Source organism: Fructilactobacillus frigidiflavus, assembly GCF_044054575.1.
Lineage (GTDB): Bacteria > Bacillota > Bacilli > Lactobacillales > Lactobacillaceae > Fructilactobacillus > Fructilactobacillus frigidiflavus.
Genome location: NZ_CP168716.1, coordinates 1,220,250 through 1,245,322, shown reverse-complemented (window position 1 = coordinate 1,245,322; position 25,073 = coordinate 1,220,250). Strand labels below are relative to the sequence as shown.

At 35.8% G+C, this 25,073-nt stretch carries 22 protein-coding genes; 1 reads left to right on the top strand and 21 read right to left on the bottom strand.

Going from position 1 to position 25,073, the window contains the following annotated elements; translation table 11 throughout:
• Position 1 precedes the first annotated feature (1 nt).
• The 6 genes from smc to ACEPSS_RS06240 all read right to left on the bottom strand — a co-directional run bounded on the left by smc (position 2) and on the right by ACEPSS_RS06240 (position 9,555).
• Positions 2-3,532, bottom strand: coding sequence for a chromosome segregation protein SMC (gene smc / locus ACEPSS_RS06265; protein WP_395318386.1), 3,531 nt, complete (start codon positions 3,530-3,532; stop codon positions 2-4).
• Positions 3,533-3,550: 18 nt separating this feature from the next.
• Positions 3,551-4,261: a ribonuclease III gene (rnc, locus tag ACEPSS_RS06260; protein WP_395318384.1), complete on the bottom strand. Its 711-nt coding sequence runs from the start codon at positions 4,259-4,261 to the stop codon at positions 3,551-3,553.
• A gap of 85 nt (positions 4,262-4,346) precedes the next feature.
• A complete protein-coding gene (gene plsX / locus ACEPSS_RS06255; RefSeq protein WP_395320513.1) occupies positions 4,347-5,357 on the bottom strand; it encodes a phosphate acyltransferase PlsX in 1,011 nt (336 codons plus the stop codon).
• Between the two features lie 15 nt (positions 5,358-5,372).
• The gene (gene recG, locus ACEPSS_RS06250) at positions 5,373-7,403 is read right to left on the bottom strand and encodes an ATP-dependent DNA helicase RecG (RefSeq protein WP_395318382.1); all 2,031 of its coding nucleotides are present in this window, start codon (positions 7,401-7,403) and stop codon (positions 5,373-5,375) included.
• Between the two features lie 59 nt (positions 7,404-7,462).
• Positions 7,463-9,160: a DAK2 domain-containing protein gene (locus ACEPSS_RS06245; RefSeq protein ID WP_395318380.1), complete on the bottom strand. Its 1,698-nt coding sequence runs from the start codon at positions 9,158-9,160 to the stop codon at positions 7,463-7,465.
• A gap of 32 nt (positions 9,161-9,192) precedes the next feature.
• Positions 9,193-9,555, bottom strand: coding sequence for an Asp23/Gls24 family envelope stress response protein (locus tag ACEPSS_RS06240; protein WP_395318378.1), 363 nt, complete (start codon positions 9,553-9,555; stop codon positions 9,193-9,195).
• Between the two features lie 199 nt (positions 9,556-9,754).
• Between ACEPSS_RS06240 and rpmB the strand changes: the two genes are divergently transcribed.
• Positions 9,755-9,940: a 50S ribosomal protein L28 gene (gene rpmB, locus ACEPSS_RS06235; RefSeq protein WP_014081953.1), complete on the top strand. Its 186-nt coding sequence runs from the start codon at positions 9,755-9,757 to the stop codon at positions 9,938-9,940.
• A 78-nt stretch (positions 9,941-10,018) separates the two neighbouring features.
• Here rpmB and ACEPSS_RS06230 read toward each other — a convergent pair whose 3' ends face one another.
• The 15 genes from ACEPSS_RS06230 to ACEPSS_RS06160 form a co-directional block, all read right to left on the bottom strand.
• On the bottom strand, positions 10,019-10,663 hold the full coding sequence (locus ACEPSS_RS06230) for a thiamine diphosphokinase (RefSeq protein ID WP_395318376.1): 645 nt from the start codon (positions 10,661-10,663) through the stop codon (positions 10,019-10,021).
• A gap of 3 nt (positions 10,664-10,666) precedes the next feature.
• The gene (rpe, locus tag ACEPSS_RS06225; protein ID WP_395318374.1) at positions 10,667-11,326 is read right to left on the bottom strand and encodes a ribulose-phosphate 3-epimerase; all 660 of its coding nucleotides are present in this window, start codon (positions 11,324-11,326) and stop codon (positions 10,667-10,669) included.
• A 2-nt stretch (positions 11,327-11,328) separates the two neighbouring features.
• Positions 11,329-12,228 carry a ribosome small subunit-dependent GTPase A gene (gene rsgA / locus ACEPSS_RS06220; RefSeq protein ID WP_395318372.1) on the bottom strand — a complete coding sequence of 300 codons (900 nt, stop codon included), beginning with the start codon at positions 12,226-12,228 and terminating at the stop codon, positions 11,329-11,331.
• Between the two features lie 8 nt (positions 12,229-12,236).
• Positions 12,237-13,583 carry a 16S rRNA (cytosine(967)-C(5))-methyltransferase RsmB gene (rsmB, locus tag ACEPSS_RS06215; protein ID WP_395320511.1) on the bottom strand — a complete coding sequence of 449 codons (1,347 nt, stop codon included), beginning with the start codon at positions 13,581-13,583 and terminating at the stop codon, positions 12,237-12,239.
• A complete protein-coding gene (gene fmt / locus ACEPSS_RS06210) occupies positions 13,561-14,505 on the bottom strand; it encodes a methionyl-tRNA formyltransferase (protein WP_395318370.1) in 945 nt (314 codons plus the stop codon). The genes rsmB and fmt overlap by 23 nt, the downstream gene beginning before the upstream one ends.
• Before the next feature lie 15 nt (positions 14,506-14,520).
• Positions 14,521-16,926, bottom strand: a complete 2,406-nt coding sequence (gene priA, locus ACEPSS_RS06205; RefSeq protein WP_395318368.1) for a primosomal protein N' — start codon at positions 16,924-16,926, stop codon at positions 14,521-14,523.
• Between the two features lie 14 nt (positions 16,927-16,940).
• Positions 16,941-18,137, bottom strand: coding sequence for a bifunctional phosphopantothenoylcysteine decarboxylase/phosphopantothenate--cysteine ligase CoaBC (gene coaBC / locus ACEPSS_RS06200; RefSeq protein WP_395318366.1), 1,197 nt, complete (start codon positions 18,135-18,137; stop codon positions 16,941-16,943).
• Between the two features lie 96 nt (positions 18,138-18,233).
• Positions 18,234-18,434 carry a DNA-directed RNA polymerase subunit omega gene (gene rpoZ, locus ACEPSS_RS06195; RefSeq protein WP_395318364.1) on the bottom strand — a complete coding sequence of 67 codons (201 nt, stop codon included), beginning with the start codon at positions 18,432-18,434 and terminating at the stop codon, positions 18,234-18,236.
• Positions 18,434-19,051, bottom strand: a complete 618-nt coding sequence (gmk, locus tag ACEPSS_RS06190) for a guanylate kinase (protein WP_395318362.1) — start codon at positions 19,049-19,051, stop codon at positions 18,434-18,436. Before gmk ends, rpoZ begins: the two co-directional genes overlap by 1 nt.
• Positions 19,052-19,124: 73 nt before the next feature.
• A complete protein-coding gene (recN, locus tag ACEPSS_RS06185; RefSeq protein ID WP_395318360.1) occupies positions 19,125-20,834 on the bottom strand; it encodes a DNA repair protein RecN in 1,710 nt (569 codons plus the stop codon).
• A gap of 14 nt (positions 20,835-20,848) precedes the next feature.
• Positions 20,849-21,661 carry a TlyA family RNA methyltransferase gene (locus ACEPSS_RS06180; protein ID WP_395320510.1) on the bottom strand — a complete coding sequence of 271 codons (813 nt, stop codon included), beginning with the start codon at positions 21,659-21,661 and terminating at the stop codon, positions 20,849-20,851.
• A 7-nt stretch (positions 21,662-21,668) separates the two neighbouring features.
• Positions 21,669-22,544 carry a polyprenyl synthetase family protein gene (locus ACEPSS_RS06175; protein WP_395318359.1) on the bottom strand — a complete coding sequence of 292 codons (876 nt, stop codon included), beginning with the start codon at positions 22,542-22,544 and terminating at the stop codon, positions 21,669-21,671.
• Complete coding sequence (locus ACEPSS_RS06170) at positions 22,544-22,816, bottom strand: exodeoxyribonuclease VII small subunit (RefSeq protein WP_395318357.1); 273 nt, start codon at positions 22,814-22,816, stop codon at positions 22,544-22,546. The genes ACEPSS_RS06175 and ACEPSS_RS06170 overlap by 1 nt, the downstream gene beginning before the upstream one ends.
• Positions 22,816-24,162 (bottom strand): exodeoxyribonuclease VII large subunit, encoded by a 1,347-nt coding sequence (gene xseA, locus ACEPSS_RS06165; RefSeq protein WP_395318355.1) that lies wholly within the window; start codon positions 24,160-24,162, stop codon positions 22,816-22,818. The genes ACEPSS_RS06170 and xseA overlap by 1 nt, the downstream gene beginning before the upstream one ends.
• 3 nt (positions 24,163-24,165) lie before the next feature.
• Positions 24,166-25,017, bottom strand: coding sequence for a bifunctional 5,10-methylenetetrahydrofolate dehydrogenase/5,10-methenyltetrahydrofolate cyclohydrolase (locus ACEPSS_RS06160; protein WP_395318353.1), 852 nt, complete (start codon positions 25,015-25,017; stop codon positions 24,166-24,168).
• Positions 25,018-25,073 lie beyond the last annotated feature (56 nt).

Below are 25,073 nucleotides of genomic sequence, written 5' to 3'. Positions count from 1 at the left end.
CTTATCTCCTATTCTTCTTATTACTTAAATCTACCGACACTAGTTTAGAAACGCCAGAATCCTGCATGGTAATTCCAAAAAGATTATCTGCGTAAATCATGGTTTCTTTACGATGAGTAACAACAATAAATTGAGTGTTGTCTTTTAAACTTTCAATATATCGTGCAAAACGGTCAACGTTTGCGGGATCAAGGGCTGACTCAGCTTCATCTAAAATAACAAATGGCACTGGTTTAACTTCAATAATGGCAAATAGTAAAGCTAAGGCCGTTAATGCCTTTTCACCACCGGATAAAAGACTAATATTTCGATAACGTTTACCTGGTGGTTTGACTAAAATATCAATCCCAGTGGTGAGCAAATGATGGGGATCACTTAACTCTAGTTTTGCTTCCCCACCGCCAAAAATATTGCGAAATACTTTACTAAATGATTGAGCAATTTGTGTATAAGTATTTTCAAAACGACTTTTAACGGTTACATCCATTTTGTTCATAACATTCAACAATTGATTTTTTGCTTCAATTAAATCTTCCATTTGGTGCTGCATAAATTCATAGCGTTGTTTAATTTCTTGATAAGCTTCAATTGATCCTAAATTAACGTGACCAAGTTCAGAAATTTGCTCATGTACTTCATCAATTTTACGATTTAGTTGGTCTAAACTTAACGGTAGTTGCTGAAATTGTTGCTGTTGCTTGCTTAATTCAGTTAATTTACTATCAGTTTGCGATAACTGTTGGGTAATAACCGTTAATTTCGATTCAAATTGATGTAAGCTTTCACTATTTTTAATTAAAAGTTTTTGAACTTGATCAATTTTAACATCTAATTGTTTTAATTCGGTCCTTTTAATCTCACGTGTCTGTTTTGTTTGTTTAATTTGATTTTCAATCTCAGTAATTCGTTTTTCAATCGTTGGAGTATCGTCCTGACTGATTTTTTTAATTATAGCTAGTTGATCAATGATTTTTTTAATTTCTTGATTAATTGCTATTTTTTGCTCGTCGTTTACTTTAATTTGGCGCTTTAAATTTAAGAAATGTTGATTAGTATTATTAAATCTTTCTTTAATAATTCCAATTTGCTCTTGTAAATTGTTTTGAGAATTAGTTTCTTGATTATAACTGCGCTTAAGATTTTCTAACTCACTAAGCAATGCTTGGTTTTGTTGCTGATTTTCGCTAATTTGCTTTTGTAATTCATCAATTTGCTGTTTTAAGCTATCAGGCTGTTGCAAATCATCATTAGAATTATTTCCTAATTTTAAATTCAATGCTTTAACTTGTCGATCTAATTTAATTTTCTCGCTACTTTGTAATTTCAAATTGTTTTTCTCTAACATTAACTTTGAATTTAAATCGCTTGCAGTTTGATAAATTAAACGTTTATTTTCTTGATCTTCTTTTAGTTTAAGCTGACTTTCTTTAACATTTTGTTCGCCCAGTTCTAATTTTTGTTGCATTCTTTGGACTTGCTCATTTAAAACTTTTAAATGATTTTTTTGTGTTAATAATCCATCATTTTGCCGTAGATTTTTCCCACCAGTAATTGATCCACCCGCATTAACCACGTCACCCGCTAATGAGACAACCTTTACGCGATGATTAGTTAATTTACTGATTTGAGTTGCTGATTTTAAAGAATCAGCAACTAAGATTCCTCCTAGTAGATGTTGTTTTACCCGCTGATATTTTGGGTTAATTTGAACTAAATCAGCTGCAATTCCAATTAAACCGTCAACTTGCTGAGCTGCTTTTAAAACATTAGTTGGAACAAAGCGTTCTGTAATTCCATTAATTGGGATTAGGGTTACACGGCCTAATTTATTGTGACTTAAATAGTTAATTGCTTTACGTGCATCAGCAACGGTTTCAACCATCAATTGCTGAATTGCCCCACCTAAAGCAGTTTCAATTGCTTTGATATACAGTTTATCAACGGTTAAATAATCTCCAACCGTTCCAATAATTCCAGACAAGTCCTCTTTGTGCTTCAGTAAGCTTCGTGTTCCACGGTAAAGATTATTATGGTTTTCCAGCACTGAAGCTAAACTATCCCGTTCCGTTTTAGCTTCTTGAAAAATCCGCATGGCTTCTAGCCAATGATTTCGCATCTTTTCGACACTTAATTCATCAGTTTTAATTAGCTCATCGTTACTCTGAATTTTTTTAGCAATTGCTTCATTTTCCGACTCTAATTGGGTTATTTTTAAATTAATTTCATTAATTAATTGATTGCTTATGTTTAATTGTTTTTGTTTTTGCGTTAATTCTTGAAATAATAATTTAGAATTGCTATCAGCTTGTTGGTTTAGTTTTTCAGTCATACGCAAATTATTTCTGGTTTCAGAAATCGTTTGCATTAATTCAACGTATTCAGATCTAGTTTTTTCTAACTTTTGTTCAGTTACTTGAATTTCCTGCTTAAATTTAGCAACTTTTAAAGCTTTAAATTTATTCTCTAAAACCGTCAGCTGTTGATTTAATTGGTTTTGGTTGTTCGTTTCCGAAGCTAGTTGTTCTTTTAGCAATGCTTGTCGTTTATCTAAATCAACCAGTTGCTGATTTAATTCTGCTTGTTTTTGTAAATCAAATTTTTTTCGTTGTTCATTAAGTTTTTTTTCACTACTTAAACTTTCTAATAATTTACTGTTTTTTAATAATTCATCTTGGAACTGCTCTTTTTGCTCATCTAATTGATTATTTGTTTGAGCTAATTGTTCTTTACGTTGATTTAATTCTTTGGATTTCTTTAATAAATTTTGATGTTCGGTTTGAGTAGCTTTAAATTGGCTTTGCAAATCTTTTCGGGTTTTCGTATCATTTTCCAGAATACGGTTAAACTGATTAAATTTTAATTCATTTAATGATTTACGTTTACTCAAATAGAGCGAAGCGATTTCGCTTTGCTCTTTTAGTGGACCCATTTGTTTTTTAATTTCATTAATGATATCAGAAATTCGATTTAAATTAATTTGAGTATCTTCAAGTTTTTTTTCTGATTCATTTTTTTGTTTTTTATAACGATAGACACCAGCAGCTGTTTCAATAATTGCTCGTCTTTTTTGGACATCATCAGCCAAAATATCATCAACATTTCCCTGTGAAATGATTGATAATGAACCTTCCCCTAGCCCGGTATCCATAAACAAATTGTGAATGTCTCTCATTAAACATTCATGATCATTAATCGAATAGATACTTTCACCATTTCGATAATAAGTTCTGGTAACTTTGACCTCAGTATATTCTGAATCCAAAAAATGGTCTGTGTTATCAAAAATCAAACTAACTTCTGCACGATTCAAAGGTTGTTGGTCTTTTGAACCAGAAAAAATAATATCCTTCATCTTTTTTCCGCGTAGACTCTTAGCAGATTGTTCTCCTAATGCCCAACGCACAGCTTCAATGATATTACTTTTTCCACTACCATTTGGACCAACAATTCCAGTAAAACCGTTTTGAAAATCAATATTAGTTTTATTAGCAAATGATTTAAAACCTGCTATTTGGATTGATTTTAGTTTCAAAACAGATTCCTCACTTTATTATTGCAATTTTTGGTCCTTAATGCCTAGTTTATTTAAAGCCATCTTAGCGGCAAGTTGTTCAGCATTTTTCTTTGAATGACCTTCCCCAACGCCAAGTTCTTTATCATCAACAAATACGGCAACCTTAAATTGACGATCATTATCAGGACCATTTTCGTCTAATAGTTTATATTCAATTTTAACTGGTCCGTTAATTTGAATTGCTTCTTGTAATTCGGTTTTGTGGTCAAAGAATTCATCAAACCAACCTTCATCCAATTTAGGGAAAATCACTAAATTACAAAAATGTTTAACGGTTTCAATGCCCTGGTCAAGATATACTGCTCCAATGAAAGATTCAAAAATATCACAAAGCAATGAATCACGACTTCTTGCTCCAGCCTTTTCTTCACCTTTACCTAGACGAATGTACTTATCAAAGTGACATTCTCGAGCAAAACGACTAAAACTATGACGGTTAACCATTGCTGCTCTTAATCTGGTTAGTCGCCCTTGTGGTAAGTCGGGATAACGTTTAAAAATATAATCGGAAACGACCAATTGATAAACGGCATCACCTAAAAACTCTAATCGTTCATAAAACTTCAAATCTTGATCTGGATGTTCATTAACGTATGATGCTTGAGTAAAGGCCTCATCTAGTAGTGATTCATCGTTGAATTTTATATTATATTTATCTGCTAATTTATCATCAAATGTTTTTTGCACAGTTTACTCCTCCATAATTACTTATTCTAAGTATATCATTAAATGAAAAACCCTATCTAAATTAGATAGAGCTTTTTTATTCTCATTATTTTTCAGCAACTTTTGTAAAATATGTTTTTACTGATTCTACATAACCAGATTCTACAATTTCTGCGGCATTAAATAAACAATTTTTAACCGTTTTTGCATCACTATTTCCGTGACCTTTAACTACTGGAGATTTAATTCCCAATAAGACGGCTCCACCATAGCGCTTATAATCCATTTTTTTCGCCATTTTTTTAAGGCTATCTTTCATTAAAAAGGCCCCTAGTTTAGCTTTAAACCCGCCAGTTTTAATTGATTCTTTTAACATACCAATTCCTGAAATTGCAGTTCCCTCAATTGCTTTAAGCACGGCATTTCCAGTAAATCCATCGGTAACCACTACGTCAGCAACCCCATTTAACAGTTCCCGCGATTCGATATTACCGATAAAATTAATTTGCTGATTATCATTCATGGTTTGAAGAGCATCGTGCATTTTCCGATGAATCATATCACCTTTATCAGCTTCGGTTCCGTTATTGATTAGTCCAATTCGCGGATTGGTAATGTGGCTAACGTTTTCTGAATAATATTTACCTAGCAAAGCATATTGTTCAATGTTAGAGACTTTTGCATCAGCATTTGCCCCAGCATCAACCATGGTAAATCCCTTATCGCTATTCAAAACTGGCATAGTCGTAGTAAAACCAGGACGATCAATACCTTTAATTCGTCCAAGAATCAACAGTGACGCCACTAATAAAGCCCCAGTATTCCCAATTGAAACTAAAGCGTCTGCCTGTCCATCTTTAACTGCTTTCGCTGCTAACACCAAACTTGAATTTTTCTTACGTTTTACTGCCCGAACGGGTTCATCCCCCATCGCAATTACTTCATCAGCTTGAATAATTTTAATGTTTTTTTCATTGTGTAAAAAAGGTCTAATTTGTTTTTCGTCACCAAATAATAAAAATTCAATGTCGTCTCGATTATTACGAGCTAATTCAACACCTTCAACGACTGATTTTGGTGCATCATCGCCACCCATGGCGTCTACTGCAAGTCTAATCATACCAATACTCCTTTAATCAAAAGATGTGTTCTCATTTAAAGTGTTCAAATGTTTTAATAATGTTTGATTTTCGTCAAGTTTCTGCCAATTTTCGTTATCAGTAACTTGTTTAGCAACATCTTGTGCTGCACTTAAGATATTTAAGTCAGCAATGGGATCTCCCACCTGAAATGATGGTAGTCCTGACTGTTGTTTCCCTAAAATATCACCAGGACCTCTTAATTCTAAATCTTTTTGGGAAATAAAGAAACCATCTGTCGATGAACTCATAACGTTCATTCTTTTAATGCCGACTTCATTTTTAGGATCAGCAATTAAAATACAATATGACTGTTGTGATCCCCGACCAACTCTACCTCGTAATTGATGTAACTGGGCTAATCCAAAGTGATCTGCATCAAAAATAACCATGACACTAGCATTTGCTACATCAACGCCCACTTCAATTACGGTAGTTGATACCAAAATCTGGGTTTTATTAGCTTTGAAATCCTGCATGACCTGGTTTTTTTCAGCGTCATTTAATTTGCCATGCAGAAGTCCGACTTTAAAATCATCACCAAAAGTTTTCGTAAATTTTTCGTAGGTTTCCATTACATTGCGCATATCCATTACTTCTGATTCTTCAATTAAGGGCACAATTACGTATGCTTGTTCATGATTTTTTAAATGTTTGCGTAAAAAATTTAGCATCGTCTTAGTTTGTGAGCTTTTAATCCACGTTGTTTTGATAGGCTTACGGCCACCAGGTAATTCATCAATCACTGACACATCCATTTCACCGTAGGCCGTAATCGACAAAGTCCGTGGAATCGGAGTAGCGGTCATAGATAAAACATTCGTCGCTTTTCCTTTTTCGCGCATTTTCCGTCGTTGATTAACGCCAAAACGATGTTGTTCATCAATGACTGCTAATCCTAAATCTTTATATTTAACTTTATCTTGAAATAACGCATGCGTTCCAATGATTAAATTAATTTCGCCATTTTTTATTCGTGGTAATAACTGTTTCCGAGCCGCAGCTGGCGTGTCACCCGTTAATAATGCAACATTAACATTTGTTCCGGAAAAAAGTTTGGCCAATCCATTGGCGTGTTGTTCTGCAAGAATTTCGGTTGGAGCCAACATGACTGCTTGTTTTCCTGAAAGAATTGTCGCTAAAATCGCAATTGCTGCTACCACAGTTTTACCGCTTCCTACATCACCTTGTAATAATCGATTCATTAGATAGGGACGATGTAAGTCAGCTAAAATCTCATTAACTACCCGATTCTGGGCTTCAGTTAATTGGTAAGGTAAACCTTCGATAAATGGCATTAAAGTTAATTTATCAGCCATAATTCGAGCTTTTTCATCTTTAGGATGACTAGTTTTGATAGTTTGTAATTGCATTTGAAAAAGAAAAAACTCATTAAATTTCGCAGTTCTTAGCGCTGCTTTAACTTCGTTACGATTGTCAGGAAAATGTAAATCATGAATGACTTGTTTTAACGGTTCAAGCCGAAACTTATCTATAATCCACTGCGGCACAAAGTTATCAATTACATCTCCATATGCTTGGAAAGCTTGTTGAATAATTTGTTGTAGATTTTTTTGCGTTATTTTTTTATTTACGGAATAAATCGCACTGAAATTTTTTTCATCATTAGCCTTCAGTAGCTTCATACCTGTCATTGAACGAGAAGCTTCGTTAAATTTCCCATGAATTAAAACGGCTTGGCCCACGGTTAACTGTTTTTTTAACCAGGATTGATTAAAAAAAGTTACAGGAATCACATCGTGTTCAACTAGCAAACGAACAGTTAATCGATTTTTACGACGTCCATAAAAATTAATGGTTGGTTCAGCAGCAATCTTCCCCTTTAACGTAACCGTTTGTTGATCAACAATTTGGTTGATTTGTTTTGGTAAAAAATCCTCATAACGAAAAGGAAAATAAGTTAGTAAATCAAAAATGGTATGAATACCTAGATCAAAGAGGGCTTCTTGTTTTTTGGGACCAACTCCATTCAGTACTCCTACTGAATCAGTAAGGCTCTTCATAGCTTCCTCCTCTAAAATAAAAACTGCTAATCTTTAATGATTAACAGTTTTTGACATTTTTATTCAACAGAGATAAGTAATGGGTACACTGGCTGATCACCTTCATGAATTTCAACTTCAAGCTCTGGATCAGTTTTGAGTGCTTCTGACTCAATCAAATCGGCATCTGCTTGAGTAGCGCCTTCACCAAAAATAATCGTTACATTTTCGCTATCTTCAGTTAGCATTTTTTTCAACATTGAAATTGTGGCATCATTTAAGGTATCTTCAATTACTTCAATTTTTCCATCGACAATACCCATGTAGCGACCCTTTTTAATATCAAGACCATTAATTTTTGTATCCCGAACGGCGGCTGTTACTTGCCCACTTTTTACGGTATCAAGCGAAGCATCCATAGCACTTTGGTTATCCGCTAGTGACGCTGCAGGATTAAATGAAAACATTGCAGTTAATCCTTGTTGAATCGTTTTAGTATGCACAACTTTCATTGGAATATCAGTTAAATTTTCGGCTTGTTCCGCAGCTAAGAAAATATTTTTATTGTTAGGTAAAATGATTGCTTGCTTAGCGTTAGCATTATTAACCGCATTCACAATATCTTCTGTACTTGGATTCATAGTTTGACCACCACTGATAATATTTGTTACTCCAAGACTTTTGAAAAGTTTTTCGAGACCTTTACCAGCAACTACTGAAATCACCGCTAATTCCTTTGGTTCTTCCTTCGTTTCATTAACTGGCTGTTGTGCGATTGCCTCGTCACTTTCCATAATTTCTTCTTGTTGACTTCGCATATTATCAATCTTAATGTTAATCAAATCACCAAACTTTTGCCCCCAAGTTAAAACTTTCCCTGGTTGTTCGGTATGAATATGCACTTTAGCAACTTCATCATCATTAATCACTAACAATGAATCACCTAGTGGAGCTAAATAATTGTAAAAAGTATCATAGTCGAATTGTTTTTCAACTTCTTTTCCTTTTCCAAAGCGAACGGTCATTTGTGTACAATAACCGTACACAATATCTTCAGGATTTAATTGACCTTGAGCACTCTCGTGGTGGTCTTCATTAACCATTTGATCCATTTTGTTTGATTCAACGTTAAATTTCTCACGAATATCAGTTGAAGCTTCACGACCGTTTAAAATGTCATCAAATGCCTCTAAAACAAAGGTAAGTCCTTGACCACCTGAATCAACTACGCCAACTTGTTTCAGCACTGGAAGTAATTCTGGCGTTTTAGCAAGGGCTTCCTGAGCACCTTTTGCAATTGCGTCCATTACACGAGCACAATCATCAGTTTCTTCGGCAGCATGTTGACCAGCATTAGCAGCATAGCGAACGACCGTTAAAATTGTTCCTTCGGTAGGCTTCATAACTGACTTATAGGCTGTCTTTGCTCCAGCTGTAATTGCATTTGCAAGTTCATGGGCATTTAAAGTCGTTTTTCCTTCAACATCTTTAGAGAACCCACGGAAGATCTGTGATAAAATAACCCCTGAATTTCCACGAGCTCCCATCAATAGACCCTTAGCTAAAGCAGAGGCTTTTCCTCCAACTGTTTTATCAGTTGAATTGTTAACGTACTTAGCACCGCTTTCCATTGAAAGACTCATATTGGTACCGGTATCACCATCGGGAACCGGGAAAACATTTAAAGAATTAATAAATTCTGCATTATTTTTTAGTACGACCGATGCAGCTTGAACCATTTGGTCGAACTCCGTAGTCGTAATCTTAGTTACTGGCACTATTATCCAATCTCCCTTTTAATTCAAACTAATTAATCGTTAATCACTTTTACACCTTGGACGATTACGTTTACTGCATCAGCTGTAACTCCAAGCATTGATTCTAAATTATATTTAACTTTATCTTGTACAGTACGTGATACTTCGGAAATCTTAGTTCCGTAGCTAACGATGATATTAACATCTACTTCAATCTTGTCTTGTACTTGACGAACTACTACTCCACGTGAATAAGCATCTCTACGCAAAATTTCATTCATGTTGTCTTTTAGTTGATTTTTACTTGCCATACCAACAACACCATAGTTATCAGTTGCTGCACCACCAACTACGGTTGCAATCACATCATTATCAATGTTGATTGAGCCGTATTGAGTATTCATCTTAACAGCCATCGTGTAAGCATCTCCTTATTTACAAGTTAATCTCGATACTTTATATTAACATAATGATAATTAAAACCAAAATTTTTCTTATTTTTTGGGTGTCAAGTACATTTACTTGAAAGAAAGATTGCAATTATAGCAGGAATATGCTAAATTTAGACATGTAGTTTAATACGCTCTAATTTAAAATAAAAGGAGGGATATTTTCATGGCTAAAGATGCATTAACAGGAAAAAGAACCCACTTTGGTAACCGTCGTTCACACGCTTTAAACTCTTCAAGAAGAAGTTGGAAGCCAAACCTTCAAAAGGTTCGTATTTTAGTAGATGGTAAACCAAAACGCGTTTGGTTGAGTGCTAGAACATTAAAATCTGGTAAATTCAAGCGTGTATAATCTTTATACGTTTAATTAATTAATTAAAACAAAAAAGAAGCAGTCATTATGATTGCTTCTTTTTTGTTTTGCTTAAAATCAATCCTTACTTTGAATAACCGTTAAAATTCCTTCATCAAATTCAAAAGTGGCATAAGGATGCACAAATTCATTGCTCGAAAATGAGGTTGGCGCTTCAACGAAGTAATTATCTAAGGTATATTTTTCATCAAATAACGTTAAATGACAACTTTTAAAATTAACGAAGTCCAGGTATTGCATATCAGCAATTTTATCAATCCGATGTTTACCTGGTTTAAAAAAGCGTATCCAGTTATGTCGATCTAATAAAGTAACCCTTTCGACGATTTCATTAAAGACCGGTTTTTGCAACATCAATAAATTAGTCATTAATTGATCTAATCGCCCACCAGAAAAGCCATAAATGTCAATCTCAGCTTGGGGGAAATGTTTCATTACATATTTAAGTGCAATTTCCGTATCAGTATCATCTTTAATTGGATTAGACCGATGAATTGATTGAACGTTAGCTTCAATTGTTTGCATTTCAGCTTGATTAACGGAATCAAAATCACCTACTGCAGCAAGCGGAACAATCCCTAATTCAAGCAGTTTTAAAGCCCCTCGATCAACCCCAATAAATGGGCCTTCAATTTCCCCACGCATTAATTCCGTTGGCCATTCAGCTTTAGGTCCCCCAACTAATAAATTAATTTTTTTCATAACTTAGAAATCAGTTGCTTTTTTAATGGCATCAATTCTTTCTGCGGGGTTAGCTGCATCAAAAACATATGAACCAGCTACGGCAACATTAGCACCTGCTTCATAAGCTTTAACAACTGTTTTATCGTTCACTCCACCATCAATTTCGATATCAAAATTAAGGTTTTCTTTTTCATTTCTAAGTTTATTTAGTTCAGCAATCTTGCCAATTGTTTCTGGAATGAACTTTTGTCCCCCAAAACCAGGATTTACGGTCATCACAAGAACTTGGTCTACCATGTATAAAATTGGTTCAATTAAACTAACGGGAGTTCCTGGATTAATTACCACTTCAGCTTTTACGCCATGACTTTTAATCATTTGAAGGGCCCGATGGATATGTTGAGTTGCTTCAACGTGAACTCCAATTAAATCAGCTCCATTTTCCGCAAAAATGTCAATGTAACGTTCTGGATTTTCAATCATTAAATGACAATCTAACTCCATCTTTGTAATGGGACGAATAGCTTTGACCCAGTTTGGTCCGTAAGAAATTGATGGAACAAACATTCCATCCATAATATCAATATGAAGAATTTCAGCTCCTGCTTTATCAACTTCTTCAATTGACTTTTGAAGATTTACATAATCAGCGCTTAAAATTGAAGGTGCAACTTTAATCATCTTTATTTCCCCTTTTTTCGTTTATATATAATTTTTTGACTCTTAATTAAGGCATATTGTTTGAGATAGTCATCATACCTACTCGTTAGAATTGTACCATTTTCTACGCCGGTTTTCACTGCACAACCCGGCTCATTAATGTGCGAACACTCTCTGAATTTACATTCATCGGCTACCCTAACAAAATCAGGAAAGTAATTCTTTAATTCATTTAATTTAATATCAGCGGCTTCAAAAGAAGAAAATCCCGGGGTATCCGCAATGATTCCATCATTAATGGTCAAAAATGACACTTTGCGGGTCGTATGCTTTCCCCTGCTAAGTGCTTTAGAAACTTCTCCGGTTTCTAAATTCAAAGTCGGTTCAAGGTGATTTAAAAGAGTTGATTTACCGGCTCCAGTTTGGCCCATAATGACAGATTGTTTATTTTTTAAAAGGTCACGTAATGCTTGAAAATTTTTGGCCTGATTCAACGAATATAAGACTTGATAACCGACTTTTTCTTCATAGTCCTGTGCAATCGCAGTGAAGTATGCCACTTGTTTCTCAGAAACCAGATCTAATTTAGAAAAATAAATAATGGGGACAATCTTTTCTTTTTCTAACGCAACTAGCTCCTTGTCTAACAAAATTTCTGAAAAATCAGGTTGAATGACCGAGACTACTACAATTGCCTGGTCAGTATTCGCGATTGGGGGACGTACTAGTTCATTTTTTCGTGGAAGAATTTTTAAAATATAGCCTTCGTTACCATTAGTTACGTCGAATTCAACTTCGTCCCCTACTAATGGTTTAATGGAACGCTTGCGAAAGTTTCCCCGTGCTCGAGTACGATAAATTTGACCAGCTGAATTAACATCATAAAATCCGCTTAAAGATTGATAAATTTTTCCGGCTTTCATAAATACTCCTATTTAATTTTTTTAAATCCAGCAATGAAGAATCCATCAGAACCATAATCATCTGGATAAATTTTTAAGTATTTTTCTCTTCGGTCCGCTTGAAGATCTAACACAGTTTTAACTTTAATTTCTTCAAATTCTGGATGTTTATCAAGAAAATCTTTCACGTTCTTTGAATTTTCCTGATTTAGGATGGTACAAGTACTGTATACTAACTGACCACCGACCTTTAACTTAGGGGCGACAGCATCTAAAATTTCACTTTGAACTGTTGCTAATTGTTCAACGTCTTCAAGTGATTTTTCATATCTAATTTCTGGCTTTCTTCTGATTAAACCTAATCCAGAACATGGAGCATCAACCAAGATTTTATCAAAAACATTATCTTCATAGATATCACTAACTTTTCGAGCATCACAGGCATGAACTTCTACGTTTTCGCTCAATCCCATTCGTTCAGCATTTTCCAAAATTTTATGCAACTTGCTTTCGTGTAAATCTAACGCTACTACTAATCCAGAAGTTAAGTGTTCCGCGATTTGAGTGGTTTTCCCTCCAGGGGCTGCACAAGTGTCCAAAATATAATCATCACCATCAATGTCCATTGATTGAACTGGGAGCATGGCACTTTCATCTTGAATCGTATAAAAGCCCTCTTTAAATAAAGCGGTATGAGCTGCAACTCCATCTTTGAGCACTAGAGCATCCGCTGCAACTTCACTATCACGAACTTCAAAACCAATCCGTTCTAATTCCTTTACTAGGCTCGCTTTTTGAATCTTTTTAATGTTAATTCGAATTGATTGATTAGCTGGCTGATTAATACTAGCTAAAATCGAAGCCGTTTTTGCTTTACCGACTTGGTTATTTAACTGTTTAATAATCCACACAGGCACACTTGCTTCAATTGATTGTTTCTCAATTGCATTCATCCCTGTAATTTTAGGTAAGCCATCTCGATCAATTTTGTGTAAGACCCCGGTCACTAATCGTCTGATACCATCGTGACCGCGGACTTTAGCAATTTTAATCGATTCATCAAGAATGGCTCGATTAGGGACCTTATCAAGATAGACCATTTGATAAATGGCAGTATATAGTAATTCTTTGACCCAGTTTTGTAACTTTCCTGGATGTTTAACTAACTTACTGACGTAATATTCAAAAGTTAATCGATGTTGAATGACGCCGTAAACAATATTAGTAAATAAACGTGTGTCTTTTTCTGACATTTTAGTTGAATCAATTACGTTATTAATTTGTAAGTTGGAATAAGCTCCATCAGAAATTCTTTCTAACGTCTTTACGGCTAAGTAACGGGGGTTATTGTTATTATCTTTCGTCAATGAATTGATCTCCTCTAGTTAACTTTTGATTTCCGTTTAAGAAATCAGTAATGGTTTTTTTCGGTTTCCCAGCTGGTTGGACTTCGTTTAATTGTAAAACAGTTCCGTCTCCTGCAGCAATTTGTAAAGTATGTTTATCTCGGTACACAACTTGACCAGGTTTTAAGTCAGTTTTTTGTTCAGTCACACTCGTGTCCCAAATCTTAAAACGTTTTCCGTCTACAAAAGCATAAGCAATGGGATCAGGGCGTAACGCACGGACTTTGCAATCGATTTTACGAGCTGATTGATTGAAGTCGAGAACTTCTTCTTCGCGTTTAATGTTAGGAGAGAAAACAACCTGACTCTCATCTTGCTTTTGTGGATTGATTTCTCCATCCGCAATCTTTGGCAAAGTGGCTAATAACAAATCCCTGCCGACAAGGCTTAATTTGGTAAACATACTGGCCGTATCATCTTGATCAGTAATCGCAACTGCTTGTTGGGAAATAATGTCCCCAGCATCCATGGCTTTAACCATGTACATAATGGTAATTCCCGTTTCTTGATCCCCGTTCATAATGGCGTATTGAACGGGAGCTCCCCCACGGTATTTAGGTAATAATGAACCATGTACATTTACTGCAGCAATCTTAGCAGCATTTAATAATTTGGTGGGCAAGAATTGGCCATAGGCTGCGGTCACAATAAAATCGGGTTGTAAATCAATGATAGTTTGCATCGCTTCACTACCGCTTAGCTTTTCTGGTTGGTAAACTGGTAAATTCAAATCAACGGCAGCTTGTTTAACGGGAGTGGGAATAATCTTCCGTTTTCTCCCTACTGGACGATCTGGTTGGGTAATCACAGCTTGAACCTTATACTGCTGATTTAAGGCTTGTAAAATTGGAACACTAAATTCCGGTGTTCCCATAAAGACGATTGATTTCATGTGTACTGTCCTCCATTACATAAAGTTAACTGGTTCCGAATCAATTGCAATTCGCAGGCCTTTACGCGTTTCTTTTTGCGATTGCTGTAAGATGTGCTTTAATGCCTCATCTAAATTCTGGTCAACCTTATACTTAATAATTATTTGATAATAGTAACGATTTTTAATTCGAGCAATTGGACGTGGGGTTGGTCCTAAGATGGTCGTTTGCGGCTTTAACTGAGTTTTAAGGTAATTTAAAATCTCATATGATTTACTAGCGGCTTGTTGCTCATCAAGCGAACTAAAGGTTAGTTTGACGGTAAAGAAGTATGGAGCATATCCTGCCAAATGGCGCAATTGCATTTCCTTTTGATAAAAGGCCTCATAGTCTTGTTGTTTAACTAACTGAATCGCGTAGTGTTGGGGATTAAAGGTTTGAATAATGACCTTGCCAATTTTATTGGCTCTCCCAGCCCGACCGGCAACTTGGGTTAATAAATCAAAAGTTCTTTCGCTAGCCCTAAAATCCGGTAAATCTAACCCAGTATCAGCATTTAGAACTCCTACTAGAGTGACATTGGGAAAATCGAGTCCCTTAGCAATCATTTGGGTCCCCAATAAGATATCTGCTTGTTGTTGACCGAATTCATGCAAAATTCGTTCGTGGGCCCCTTTTCGTCTGGTGGTATCAACGTCCATCCGCAAAATGCGAGCAGTGGTTAACTGAGCCGCTAATTCTTTTTCGACTTTCTCAGTTCCCGTTCCAAAATAACGAATGTTTCGACTATGACATTTCGGACAAATACTAGGAATGGGTGACTCAAAACCACAATAGTGGCATTTCATGGTATGACTGTCTAGATGCATCGTTAATGAGATATCACAATTAGGACACATTAAAACGTAACCACAATCCCGACACATCATGAATGAAGAAAAGCCCCGACGATTGAGCATCAAGACGATTTGTTCATGTTTGGCAAGTTTTTCTTTGATACTTTTTAGTAATGCTTCCGAAAAAATGTCACCATTTTTAGAAACTTCCTTTGTCATATCCACAATTTCAACTTCAGGAAGTTGTTGTTGATTAACTCGCTTAGTTAATCTTAGTAAATGATAAACTCCTTTTCCTGCCCGAGCACGCGATTCTAACGAGGGGGTTGCACTTCCTAAGACAACTGGACAATGATGATAATGTGCACGCCAGATGGCAACGTCGCGCGTATGATACCGGGGGTTTTCATCTTGCTTATAACTAGCATCGTGCTCTTCATCTAAGATAATTAAGCCAATGTTTTGTAAGGGAGCAAAGACAGCGGAACGTGCTCCGACAACGACTTGTGCTTTTCCTTCACGAATTCGGCGCCACTCATCGTATCGTTCTCCATTGGACAGGCCACTATGAATAATTGCGACTTGGTTACCAAACCGATTTTTAACTCGATTCACCATTTGGGGAGTTAAAGCAATTTCTGGGACTAGCATTAGTGCTTGTCGACCGTCATTTAAAGCAGTTTGAATATTTTGCAAATAAACTTCAGTTTTTCCAGAACCAGTTACTCCCTCAATCAGAAACGTTTCCGGAGCTTGTTTTTTGATTGCTTGATCAATTTCCAACACTGCTTGTTCTTGTTCAGCAGTTAATTGCTTAGGTCGATCACGAGTGATTTCATGTTTATAAGGATTGCGATATTTTTCGACTTGAACTTTTTTAATCCAACCCTTGTCAGCAAAAACTTTGATTGCAGCTGGAGAAATCCCGTCATTTTTAGTGATCTTCCTTTGGACAAGCTTTTCGTTAGGATGCTGTTCTAAAAAATCCAGTAAGCGCTGTTGTGCTTTGGCGTTGGTGTTTAACTCATTTCGGATGTGATTAAAATTTTTGATTTGATTTTGAATCGCTAATTCTAACTTAGCTTTAGCCTCATTCTTAACCACATATTCAATTTCAACTGCTCCAGCGCGTTGCATTAAAATTAATTGGTTCAGTTCTTTTTCCGTAAAATGTTTATCATCTAACGGAGTCATCAAATGATCAGAGATTTTTTGATCTAAGGCTGGATCTGACAACTGCTGCCTTTTCTTAACAACCTTGGCATATTTGGCTTTCATTACATTCGGTAGCATGGTTAACAAGCAACTAATGCGAAAAGCATAGGTCCGTTCAGCTAACCACTTTGATAAAGCAATTAGTTCCTGATTAAGCACCGGTTCAAAATCCATAATTGAACTAATTGCTTTCAATTTAGTAGGATCTTGATCAGTAACTGGTTCAATCCCAATCACGAAACCCTCAATCTTTCGATTACCATTTCCAAAGGGTACAATGACTCGCATCCCAACCTTAAGCGAGTCTTCCAATTCAGTGGGAATTAAGTACGAATAAGGCGAATTAGTTTGCATGGTGGGAACATCTACAATAATATTAGCAATTTGCATCCATTCCCTCCTCTCTAGTTCATTTGGTCTTCAATCACTTGAAGAATGATTTGTGCAATTTTTGGTTTACTTTCAATTTCAGTTTGTTTAATAATTCCAGTTGAGTTGATGATGGTTACTTGATTATCATCACTCCCAAATCCAATCTTTTGATTAGCAACGTCATTTAAGACGATTAAGTCTAGGTGTTTATTTTTTAATTTTTGTTGGGCATTTTGTTGCGCATGATTGGTTTCTGCAGCAAAGCCAACGATTATTTGCTGTGGCTGTTTTTTTTGCGCCACCACTTTTAAAATATCTGTGGTTTTCTGCAAACGAAGAACTAGCTCATCCGTATCAGCACTTTTTTTGATTTTTTGGTTAGCTACAGTAGTAGGTTTAAAATCACTCACCGCAGCGGCCATTATTAAAACGTCATTTTGGGGTAATTCAGTTAAAATGGTCTCTTTTAACTCATCACTAGTTTTAACTTTGATTAGCTGCACGTTTTTAAGCTGAGGAAGTTGACAATTGGCACTAATTAAAGTGACGATGGCCCCTTGTTGAGCAGCAACTGCAGCCAAAGCATAGCCCATTTTGCCAGATGAACGGTTCGAAATATACCGAACGGGATCAATATCTTCAATGGTCCCACCAGCAGTAATTAAAAACCGTTTCCCTGTTAATGCCTTACTTTGAGAAATTGGAACAAGTTTTTTGATAATTTCTTCGGGTTCTAACATTCGCCCTTGTGCTTGATAGCCTTCAGCTAACTGACCGAAACCTGGTTTAAAAACGGTAACTCCGTGGTTTGCTAAGGTATTAATGTTATTTTGTGTCGCACAGTTATTCCACATGACATCGTTCATTGCGGGGACCACGTATTTCGGAGTATCCGTTGCTAATAAAGTAGTTAAAGCAAAATTATCAGCAATTCCATTTGCCATTTTAGCGATAAAATCAGCCGTTGCGGGTGCCACAATGGAAAAATCAGCCCACTTGGCTAGTTCGATATGGTCAATGGTTTCTCCGTGTTCAGAAAAGCTACTTTCTGAATAAACGGGATGTTTTGCTAAAGAAGCAAAGGTTAGTTTTGAGACGAACTTTTCAGCAAAAGGAGTCAACACTACTCTAACGTCTGCACCTTGTTTTTGGAAAAGACGTAACAAATAGACTGCTTTATAAGCAGCAATACTTCCCGTTACATATAAAACAATTTTTTGATTTTGCATGCTGTCCTCCCCATTATCTAATTAGCTTAATTATACAATAATAAGTTACAAGATAAATAAAAACCACTACGTTGACCGTAATGGTTTAAAGTTTATTTACTTAGTTTCTGGTTCAATTTTCAAAACTCCAGCAGAAATTTCTTCTAGAGCCATTCCAACTGATTTTACATTATGGTAGTGAGCAAGCATGGGAGTTGCACCTTGGTCTAACTCTTCTGCCCGTTTACTAGCAAGCATAATAAGGGAATAACGTGAATCCACGATTTCTAATAACTTATCAATTGATGGGTATAACATTAAATTTCATCTCCTAAACTATCAAGGTAATCCGGCATAACCCGATTAACCTTTAATCTTTCACTTTTAACGATGTCTTTAATTTGTTCAACAGCGTTTTTAATTTTATCATTTACAATCGCATAATCATAGTTTTGCATCATCCGAATTTCTTTAGAAGCTTTTTGGATTCGTTTATTAATGACTTCTAAGTCATCAGTGCCACGACCAACTAACCGGCTTCTTAATTCTTTGATATCTGGTGGGGTCAAGAAAATAAAAACTCCATCAGGACAATTAGCGCGAACTTGAAGAGCCCCGTTAACTTCAATTTCTAAGAAAACATCGTGACCCGCATTGAGTTGTTCATTTACATAATTCAATGGAGTTCCGTAATAATTATCAACGTACTTAGCATATTCAAGCATTTCACCATTTTTGATGTGTTCTTCAAATTGTTCTTTTGACACAAAATAATAATCGACACCATTTTTTTCACCATCTCTAGGACTTCTAGTAGTCATAGAAATTGAGTAGTTAAAATCTACTGCTGGATCTTCAAATAATGCTTTTCTAACTGTACCTTTTCCAACCCCTGATGGTCCAGAAAGTACAATTAGCATTCCTCTTTTTGCCATTAGGACAGCTCCTTAAATTTACTTAGTACGAACATTATCGCTTTTTTGGCGATAATAATCAAGATAATTTATATTACAATTCCATTTTTTTTGCTTTTTCTGCATCCGCTAACTTTAAAAGTTCTTCCGCATGATCAATTGCCAATTTGGTAACGGTGGTTCCGGCTAACATTCTGGCTAATTCTTCAATTCGAGCTTTGCCGTGTAATAACTCAATGCTCGTCTCAGTTCGATTATCATTATCAACGTGTTTTGCAATGTAGTATTGATGGTCAGCCATGGCTGCAACTTGTGGTAAATGTGTGATACATAATGCCTGTGACTTAAGGCTAACGTGATGAATTTTTTCTGCAATTGCTTGAGCGACACGACCAGATACACCAGTATCGACCTCATCAAAAATAATTGAGGTCACTCCTTGCATTTTAGAAAAAATCGTTTTTAACGCTAGCATAATTCGCGAAAGTTCCCCACCAGATGCAATCTTGGTAAGTGGTTGAAGCGCTTCACCGGGGTTCGTTTGAATGTAAAATTCAATGGTTTCAATTCCATTCGCTGTAAAGGTAGCTTGTGGCAGCTGTTTAAAGTTAACTTCAAACACGGTTTTATCCATATACAAGTCCGCTAACTGTTGCTGAATTTTAGTTTTAAGTATTTTTGCCCCTTGTTGACGAATTTGATGGAGTTGCTGACCAAGTTCGTTTAAATCAGAAACACAACTTTGCAGCTGAGTTTCTAAGTCGTTACCACTACTTTCTTCTGCTTGCATTTCTTGGAGTTCCATTGAAATTTTTTCATAGTACTTCAAAATTTGTTGAATTGAATCACCATATTTATGCTTTAATTCATAAATCGTACTGAGACGAGCTTCAACTTCCTCTAACCGATGCGGATCAAATTCTAAGGTATCCATTTGGTTAGAAACCTCTTTGCTAGCATCTTGTAACATATAAAAAGCACTCTTGATGTTTTCTGAAATTGGTTTAAATGCATCATCAAGATTCTCAATGTCTTCAATGGCACTCATCGCATCACCAATCATGTCAATTGGACTAATGTTTTCGTCCCCATCAATATTTGCTAAGGCTTGATTTAAACTATCGTTGATGGCTTGAAAATTATTTAATCGATTTTTTTCTGCCACTAAACTTTCTTCTTCACCAACCACTAAATCAGCATTTTCAATTTCGTTAACTTGATACTGTAGCATATCAAGTCGCTGGGCCCATTCTTTTTCATTTTGGTTCTTATGCGCTAGTTGTTTTTTTAATTTGAGATATTGCTGATACTGTAATTGATATTTACTAAGGACAACGCTTAATTTTTCGCCAATGAACTCATCGAGTAATAAAAGATGTTTATCACTTTGCATGAGTGTTTGATGTTCGTTTTGCCCATAGATATCCACTAAGGTTTCGCCAATTTTTTTAAGGGTACTAGTATTAACCAGCATCCCATTGACGCGACAAATATTCCGTCCATTTTTATATAATTCACGCTGTAAAATTACACTATCATCATCGTGATCGATCCCAAATTCGTCTAGTTTGGCTGCGGTCGTTCCCGTATGGGGGATATCAAATAAACCTTGTAAGACCGATTTGTTTTCCCCAGTTCGAATAAAGTGTTGTGACCCTCTCCCACCAGCTAATAAACCAACGGCATCAATAATAATTGATTTACCAGCACCAGTTTCACCAGTCAGAGCTGTCATCCCAGATTCGAAATTAATTGATAATTTGTCAATGATTGCAAAATCTTTAATTGAAATCTCTTTTAACAAAACGGTGCCTCCAATTAATTATTTAAATTTTTATAAGCTTGATCTTGAACTTCTTTAATTGACACATCCGGATTAATGCTGGGATTTTCGGTTGATTTTAGATGAACTAGGAACTCAACGTTTCCTTCTCCACCTTTAATTGGTGAAAAATCTAAGCCTAAAACAGAAAATCCAGCCTCAATCGCAAATCCAATCACTTTGTTAATTACCGCATAATGAACTTTTGCATCGCGCACAATCCCATGTTTACCAACATTTTCTTTTCCTGCTTCAAATTGCGGCTTAATTAAAGCCACTACTTCTCCGTTGGGTTTTAAAATATTTTTTAATGGGGGAAGAATCAGATGTAAAGAAATAAAGGAAACGTCAATGGAAGCAAAATCAGGAAGTCCGTCAGTAAAATCTGCTGGTTTACTATAACGAAAATTAGTGTTTTCCATTACTTTAACGCGGGGATCATTACGGAGTTTCCAAACTAGTTGATTGGTTCCAACGTCCAATGCATAGCTCATTTTGGCCCCATTTTGAAGCATCACATCCGTAAAACCACCGGTAGAAGATCCGATATCTAAAACCGTTTTGTCAGCAACAGAAATGTCAAAACTTTTTAAAGCTTTAGCTAATTTAAGACCGCCACGACTAACGTAAGGCATTACATTACCCTTTAGATGAAGTTTAGTATCAACTGGAATCTTAACTCCGGGCTTATCTAAACGCTCTTCATTTTTACCTAAGACATCACCGGCCATTACAGCTCTTTTTGCTTGTTCTCGACTATCAAATAGTCCTTGTTTAACCAATAAAACATCAATTCTCTCTTTTTCGATTGCCATATTATCCTTTTCCAATTTGAAAATACGATAAGAATGATTTTAATAAATCAGTTGATTGCGCATTTTCTAATTTATCTAATGCTTTTACACAATTTTTAATTGTATCTGTAAGTTTTGCTTTCGCTCCTTGCATCCCCAATAAGTTAACGTAAGTATTTTTATCAAGGTCTTCTTGGGTTTGTTCACTAGGGGCATCTAAAATGTCATCATAAATTTGAAAGGCCACTCCAAAATTATCAGCAAAATCTGATAGTTGTTGCTGTTCTGCTTGATTTAAATTGGCTAAGACGGCACCAGCCAGCAGACAATAGTGAAATAGTTCCCCCGTTTTTTGGTAGTCTAGGTTTTGTAAACCGGCTAAATCTAAAGTTTGATCTTCAGAAGAAACATCAATTACCTGTCCTTCGACCATCCCATGAGGCCCAGCTGCATTAGCTAATAATGAAACTAGCTGAATTCGTTGCTGCGCGGGAAGTGAATTATTGGCGAGCCAATCAAAGGCTAAAGTTAATAGTCCATCTCCTGCCAAAATGGCAATATCTTCGCCAAATTTTTTATGGTTAGCTGCTTTACCACGACGCAAGTCACTATCATCCATTGCTGGCAAATCATCATGAATTAAAGAATAAGTGTGTAATAATTCAACCGCACAACTAACTTTAATTAACTCATTTGTGATTTTGATACCATAAGCCTGTAAGACGGCTAAAACTAGTAATGGCCTTAATCTTTTGCCACCAGCCATTAATGAATACTGCATTGCATCTGATAAAAGACTAACGTTTGATGAATTTTGAATTTCTTCATTTAAAATTGCGTCAATTTTGGGAATATATTCCGTTTGAAATTGGTTTAAACTTTCCTGATTAAATTTCATTAGAATGGTAAATCTCCACCTTCGTTTGCTTTAGCTTGAGCTTCATACCCCTTATCACGTTTAAACGGAACTTCTTCACCATCTGAATTTACCATCTTAGTTAAAGTATTTTCCGCATTTTCTAACGTTTTTTGCATGGTTTGGCTTAAATGTACTCCCGTTTGAAATTCAGTTAGCGCTTTTTCCAATGGCACATCGCCACTTTGGAGTTCATTTACAATTTGTTCTAATTTAGCCATATTTTCTTCAAAAGAAACTTTTTGTTCTGCCATTATTTTTCACTCTCCTGGTTTATTTTAGAAACATCGGCTTCAATGCTACCGTCACTTAAATCGACCGTAATTGTTTCCCCAATTTTTACATCAGTTACTTTTTTTATAATTTGGTTTTGGGGATCTTTTACCATCCCATATCCTCGGGCCATAATTTTTAAAGGACTCAAATGGTCTAAGGCATCGACCTTGTTAGTCAATTGGTCCTTTTTAGTCTGGTAAACTGCTTTTATATTTTGTTGTAAATTAGCATTTAAGTAGTTCAATTGATTTTGGTACTTATCAACTAAGTTACGAGGAGAAGCCCCTGCTAATTCACTCCGATTAAGGGCTAGTCTGCCAGCTTTTTGCTGTAATTGTTCTTTGAAAACATTTAATAATTTATCAGATAGTAAATCAACTTGCTGACTATAAGATTCATATAGTCGGCTAGGATCTCGAAAAACATAACTTTGTTGTAAATGATTTAGTTTTTGTTGTTCCATTTTGATAAGGTTCCGCATTGAGTTTTCTAAACTATTTTGCAAATTACGGATGTTAGAAATTACGTCAGTTAGTTCTGGAGATGCAATTACTCCCGCTTGGGTTGGAGTGGAAGCTCGCTGGTCAGCTACAAAATCAGCAATTGTGTTATCCGTTTGATGTCCCACTGAAGAAATCACAGGAATATGACTATCATAAATTGCCCGTGCAACTACTTCTTCGTTAAATGGCCATAAATCTTCAATTGATCCACCACCACGTCCGATAATTAACGTATCAAAATTACCATTTTGGTTAACGTTCTTAATTTGATTAGCAATTTCTTGAGCTGCTCCTTCTCCTTGAACAGCAGCGGGATAAAGGACAACTTGGATATGCGGATCCCGTTTACGTACCGCATCGATAATGTCCCGAATTACCGCGCCACTTTGTGAGGTAACCACTGCAATTCGCTTAGGATATTGCGGAATCGGTTGTTTGTGACTTTCGTCAAATAACCCTTCAGCATAAAGTTTTTTCTTGAGCTGTTCATAAGCTAAGTAAAGATTTCCAACTCCATCGGGCTGCATTGCTTCAACGTAGATTTGATATTGTCCACTCTTAGCAAATGAAGTAACCCGTCCGGTAATTAGAACTTTCATTCCCTCTTCTGGTTCAAACTTAACTTTGGCAAAAGCACCTTTCCACATGACGGCACTAATTACAGAATGATCATCTTTGATGACAAAGTATTGGTGTCCCGGTCGCTTTCTCCAGTTTGATAATTCCCCAGTCAAATAAACTTTGCTAAGATATGGATCCTTTTCAAATTTTTGGTGAATATATTGATTTAAGGCTGTAACCGTTAAATAATCGTGATCCATTTTTTAAAGACTCCATTCACACATTTCGACAGTTTGTTGCATTAAAGTCGCGATTGTCATTGGACCAACTCCACCTGGAACTGGTGTTATATAGCCAATTTTGCTTGTTTCAGCATGATAATTGACATCTCCGACTAATCGTCCGTTTTCATCTAAGTTTTGGCCTACATCAATTACATAGGCACCAGGCTTAAAATCATCATCAGTTAGAAAATTAGCTTTTCCCACAGCTGAAATTACTACATCAGCTGCACGCGTGTAAGCTTTCAAATTTTTCGTATGACTATGTACATCAGTAACAGTAGCATTAGCATTTAACATCAAAGCTAACATTGGCTTTCCAACAATTGAACTACGACCAACAATCACTACATTTGCACCGTCTAAGTCAACGTTGTACTTTTCAAGTAAGGTCATCACCCCTTTAGGTGTACAGGCAACTGGATATTTTTTATCTAAGTTGAGGAAGAGATTACCAACGTTAGTAGGATGAAAACCATCCACATCTTTTTCTGGTAAAATCGTTTCAATTACCTTTTGTTCATCAATGTGGTCTGGAAGTGGTGCTTGAACTAAAATACCATTTACCGTTGGATTTTGGTTTAATTCTTTAATGGTATTGATTAAGGTAGCTTCACTAACATCGGTTGGAAAAGTTTTCATAATTGAATTAATTCCTAATTCAAGTGCTTTCTTTTCTTTCATGTGTACATACCGTTGGCTGGCTTGATTATTTCCTACTAGAATCACAGCTAGACCTGGAGTTGTTCCTTGTTTTGCTAATTCAAGTACTTTTTGCTTTGTAGTTTCATTTAACTGCTTTGCGACTTTTCGTCCATCAATCATTTCTACCATTATTAAATCTCCACACTTCATTTTTCTTTTAATTTTAGCATATTCCAAAATTAAAC

Excerpts from the sequence above, each read along its gene's own strand:
- recG (WP_395318382.1), bottom strand. The coding sequence starts at position 7,403 with ATGAAGAGCCTTACTGATTCAGTAGGAGTACTGAATGGAGTTGGTCCC.
- ACEPSS_RS06240 (WP_395318378.1), bottom strand. The coding sequence starts at position 9,555 with ATGGCTGTTAAGATGAATACTCAATACGGCTCAATCAACATTGATAAT.
- rpmB (WP_014081953.1), top strand. The coding sequence starts at position 9,755 with ATGGCTAAAGATGCATTAACAGGAAAAAGAACCCACTTTGGTAACCGT.
- ACEPSS_RS06230 (WP_395318376.1), bottom strand. The coding sequence starts at position 10,663 with ATGAAAAAAATTAATTTATTAGTTGGGGGACCTAAAGCTGAATGGCCA.
- rpe (WP_395318374.1), bottom strand. The coding sequence starts at position 11,326 with ATGATTAAAGTTGCACCTTCAATTTTAAGCGCTGATTATGTAAATCTT.
- rsgA (WP_395318372.1), bottom strand. The coding sequence starts at position 12,228 with ATGAAAGCCGGAAAAATTTATCAATCTTTAAGCGGATTTTATGATGTT.
- fmt (WP_395318370.1), bottom strand. The coding sequence starts at position 14,505 with ATGAAATCAATCGTCTTTATGGGAACACCGGAATTTAGTGTTCCAATT.
- priA (WP_395318368.1), bottom strand. The coding sequence starts at position 16,926 with ATGCAAATTGCTAATATTATTGTAGATGTTCCCACCATGCAAACTAAT.
- coaBC (WP_395318366.1), bottom strand. The coding sequence starts at position 18,137 with ATGCAAAATCAAAAAATTGTTTTATATGTAACGGGAAGTATTGCTGCT.
- rpoZ (WP_395318364.1), bottom strand. The coding sequence starts at position 18,434 with ATGTTATACCCATCAATTGATAAGTTATTAGAAATCGTGGATTCACGT.
- gmk (WP_395318362.1), bottom strand. The coding sequence starts at position 19,051 with ATGGCAAAAAGAGGAATGCTAATTGTACTTTCTGGACCATCAGGGGTT.
- ACEPSS_RS06175 (WP_395318359.1), bottom strand. The coding sequence starts at position 22,544 with ATGAAATTTAATCAGGAAAGTTTAAACCAATTTCAAACGGAATATATT.
- ACEPSS_RS06170 (WP_395318357.1), bottom strand. The coding sequence starts at position 22,816 with ATGGCAGAACAAAAAGTTTCTTTTGAAGAAAATATGGCTAAATTAGAA.
- xseA (WP_395318355.1), bottom strand. The coding sequence starts at position 24,162 with ATGGATCACGATTATTTAACGGTTACAGCCTTAAATCAATATATTCAC.
- ACEPSS_RS06160 (WP_395318353.1), bottom strand. The coding sequence starts at position 25,017 with ATGGTAGAAATGATTGATGGACGAAAAGTCGCAAAGCAGTTAAATGAA.